Here is a 4,308-nt window from a genome sequence, read left to right on the forward strand (position 1 = left end):
CAAGACCGCTGTATGTTTTTGATGATGTTTGGGAAACAAATCCGCCCACTCCATTAAACTCTACCGTGTAACCAGGTGTTCCTCCGCTGAAGGTTAGTGTAACTGAACCATCATTTCCACCATTACAACTTACATTGGTATGGTCATCGGTGGCGACAACTACTGTTGGCTCACCTATGGTAATTTTAGTTGTTTCAGAACAGCCATTCGCATCTTTCACCACTATCGTATGTTCGCCACTTGCCAGACCAGTGAACGTTTTCGGTGAAGTTGCTGATGTAAATGTTCCGCCGTCTATGTTGATTGTAAACGCACCTATACCACCACTAAAGGTAGCTGTTATAGTACCGTCTGTTCCACCATTACAACTTAAATCCGTTTTTGTCAAATCGAGTAAAACATCTACGGTATTCCCAAATAAGTAGGGACCGGCAAAATCTTTTAACTCACTGCCAAAAGCGCCTTCGTTTGGACCACCACCACTAGCACGGGTTTTAACCAATAAACTACCCAATACATTGCTACATGGATCTAGTGTCCCACGTTTATCCAATCCAAAAGCGGTAAGATTGATGCCTATTTCAACAAACTGATATCGTGTATACATATCTACATCTGTTGGCGTAGTTCCTTCCCATGTATTCCATGGTGGTGCTTGTGTACGAGAATTTTCAAATGTAGCAAAATCATCATTAACTCTACCCCACATATTTACACCCCCTACTGTAGGATTAATGGCAGCATAACCGTAATTCCCTGAATCTGTTCCTTTTTCGAAAGCTACACTTTTATCAACATTAAAAGGGCTTGCGGACTTTGTAGTATATCCATCAAAAGTCGCTTGACTCATCCATACTCTGACCCTGATAGAAGGAACATTTCCCCCATTGATGTAATCTACCGAAATAATGATGGTTCCCGGAATCGCAACAGAACCGTCAGTATTAAAAGTAAATGCGGTACGACCTCCATCAGGACCGGTCGCTCCAGGAACAGACAAGTCTGCCGGTGTTTCTAATGCGGTGCGGAAGAATTCAAAATCGACGTGCTTGTTACCATTGGTAACCACTAAAGAAGCTCCTGCGTAAGCCCAAAGCGTTGTAAAGGGTCTTGGGTTTCCAGTTGGTGGGTCAGTAATTGGATCGGGAATTCTAATTCCTTCCCCCCTTAAATGCGCATACACATCAATGATGTCATCTTTTTGAGGAACACTACCGGAAGTCCCGATAGCCCAAGTAGATGGGTTATCTGAATTCTTGTCTCCAGTACCTGCAAAATAGGATGTTTCAGCATTACCACCTTTTACGTAGGTATCTCTTCCGTAAACCGCATCCAGCCATAGGTATTTTCCTGTCCAGGTTGCAGGATTGTTAGAATCATACCCTGCAAGAGGAACCACAGGAAAAGGAAATGGGGCGGTAGGAGCAAATATCGATTGTCTTAGCTCAAAGGATGTATTAGTGGTCGGTATAGTGTTTGATTTCGGATTAGCGCCGATCTCATCTATCACCCCTAAGCCGCTTGCGCCCAAAAACCAATCATCAGTATTTACTCCATCAATAAGTGGATTAGGTACTGGATTAGGTTGAAACTCAAACACGCCTGAATAAACACCCCCGTCAATACCAAAATTGGCTTTGACAGCAGACGAACCGACATCTTGCCCATAGGAATTGGGAATAAAACCAATCCCTAAAAGCAGTAACGTACCATAAAAAAAGAGCTTTTTAGCAAACGCATTCGTCACAAAAAAACTCGAGAGGCCCGCGTTAAAACGCCAAGCAAAAGCGAAACAATATTCTTGCACACTTTTTATCGTATAAAAAATAAAGCTTTTCATAATAATTTGTTTTAAGTCCATAATTATTAATAAGGAAGCATCAGCAGAAAATGGGGTTTCGAGAACCTAAAAAGTGTTGTTTCATAAATATTTTTTTTTAACACCAAAAATTAAAAAATTACAGACTGGAGCTATAATGTATTGTATAACAAACACTCTTCATAAACAGTATTATGAAGCACTCCATCATCATCGAAAGGTTATACCATTGTGGGGAACAATACCTAAATTCTTTTATCAACCAGATAGTCGCTAAAGAGCAAACTTAAAAACTCTGATTAAACCAATTAGCATTGAGATTTATAAAAGTAGGACAAAACAAAAGTTTTCAGACTTGGAGAGAAAACTTGTGCAGAAACGAAACACCTTCATTAAACTTAATTTACATGAAGTACTCCATCATCAAAAAGATATTCTATTGTGGGGAACAATAACTAAATTCTTTTATTAACCAGATTGTTGCTAAAGAGCAACCTTAAAAACTCTAATTAAAACAGTTAGCATTGAAATTTATAAAAGTAGGACAAAACAAAAGTTTTCAAACTTGGGGAGAAAACTTGTTTAAAAATGCCCCTTCATAAAAATTAATTTTATGAAGTACCCCATCACCAAAAGCAATTTTGTTAAAAAAAACATAACAACAAATCCTTTTGTTAACTAAACAGTTGCTTTACAAACAACCTAAAATTATCTTAAAAATTAATTCCTATTAAAAGTAATTTATTAACACAAAGGAGTGCGAAAATTAACAAAAAAAAAACGACAATATTCAATTTTCATCGACGAACTACATACTCTATAAGAATAGTATTATGCGAAAATGACAATTTTAAAATACTATTTTATTTGTTAATTTACTTATTATCAAGTTGTTAAGTATCGTACTGTTAATATAAAATCAAAAAAAATCAGTTTAAATATAGTGCCGATTTTTTAAAGGCTTTTATTCTAATTTTGAGCACTTTTTCCACTCCATTTTTATCCTAGAATACGAAGCAGAAATCTATTCAAAACAACCTGCTTTATCAAAATTTACTCTAGCAAGAATCAAAAGTTTGAGGTAAACGTGTATGCAAAAATTTGGGACAAAAGTTAAAATGATTTCGTTTCACATTTCATTCTAAAGCTGAAGCAACGTACTTTTACATTATTGGCGATTACTTTTCATCTCCATAATTTTTATTGAATGACAAAATATAATACTGCCTCTTCTTTTTGGATCGTACGGGACAGTAATAAATAAAAAAAGCATCCGTTTTGTTCGGATGCTTTTAAAGGAGTACAAGGAGCCGTTCAGCATGGAACTAAAATAGACCGAAAATTAGCGGATTATATTGCTATGGGAATGAAAGAATGGACACTGTCTAAAGGAGTTACCCATTATACCCACTGGTTTCAGCCGCTTACTGGTTCTACTGCCGAAAAACATGACGCTTTTTTTAAACCTCTTATGACGGAAGTGATCCAGTAGAGAAATTTGGCGGAGCACAATTGGTACAACAAGAACCGGATGCTTCCAGTTTTCCAAATGGTGGCATTAGAAATACATTCGAAGCCAGAGGATATACCGCTTGGGATCCATCCTCTCCCGCCTTTATTTTTGGAACCACTTTATGTATTCCAACAGTTTTTATTTCGTACACAGGGGAAGCTTTAGATTATAAAACCCCTTTATTGAGAGCTTTAACGGTCATGGACGAAGCGGCTACCGAAGTATGCAAGTATTTTGATAAAAACGTAAAAAAGGTTACTGCAACTTTAGGATGGGAACAGGAATATTTCTTAGTAGACAGAGCTTTGGCTAATTCTCGTCCTGACCTTATGATGACAGGAAGAACTTTATTGGGACATACCTCTGCCAAAGGACAACAATTAGACGACCATTATTTTGGCGCCATCCCAACTCGCGCTTTAACCTACATGAGAGATTTAGAACAAGAGTGTATGTTATTGGGTATTCCCGTAAAAACACGCCATAATGAAGTCGCTCCAAACCAATTTGAGTTGGCTCCAATTTTTGAAGAAACAAACCTTGCAGTAGACCATAACTGTTTGTTGATGGATGTGATGCAAAAAGTGGCCGAACGTCATGATTTTAAAGTACTGTTCCATGAAAAACCTTTCAAGGGAGTAAATGGATCCGGAAAACACAACAACTGGTCATTGGCTACAGATACTGGGGTAAACTTGTTAAGTCCGAGTAAAACGCCAATGAGTAATTTACAGTTTTTGACTTTCTTTATCAATACCATCAAAGCGGTAAATGATAACGAATCCTTATTGAGAGCAGCAATCGCTTCTGCCAGTAACGATCACCGATTGGGAGCAAATGAAGCACCACCGGCAATTATCTCTGTATTTATTGGAGAGCAATTGACTAAAGTTTTGGCCGAATTAGAAGGTGTTACTACCGGAAAATTATCTCCAGAAGAGAAAACCGATTTAAAATTAAACGTTGTCGGAAAAAT

Annotated in this window: 1 protein-coding gene and 1 pseudogene; one reads left to right on the forward strand and one right to left on the reverse strand. The window is 37.5% G+C overall.

Annotated elements, in window-relative coordinates; genetic code table 11:
• On the reverse strand, positions 1-1,840 hold a 1,840-nt coding region (locus DB891_RS17215; protein ID WP_189337166.1), incomplete at its 3' end, for a SprB repeat-containing protein.
• Between the two features lie 1,264 nt (positions 1,841-3,104).
• Here DB891_RS17215 and DB891_RS17220 point away from each other — a divergent pair.
• Positions 3,105-4,308, forward strand: a pseudogene (locus tag DB891_RS17220) (glutamine synthetase III); the annotation flags it as partial.

The organism is Flavobacterium laiguense, assembly GCF_003097655.1.
In the GTDB taxonomy this organism is placed as follows: Bacteria; Bacteroidota; Bacteroidia; order Flavobacteriales; family Flavobacteriaceae; genus Flavobacterium; species Flavobacterium laiguense.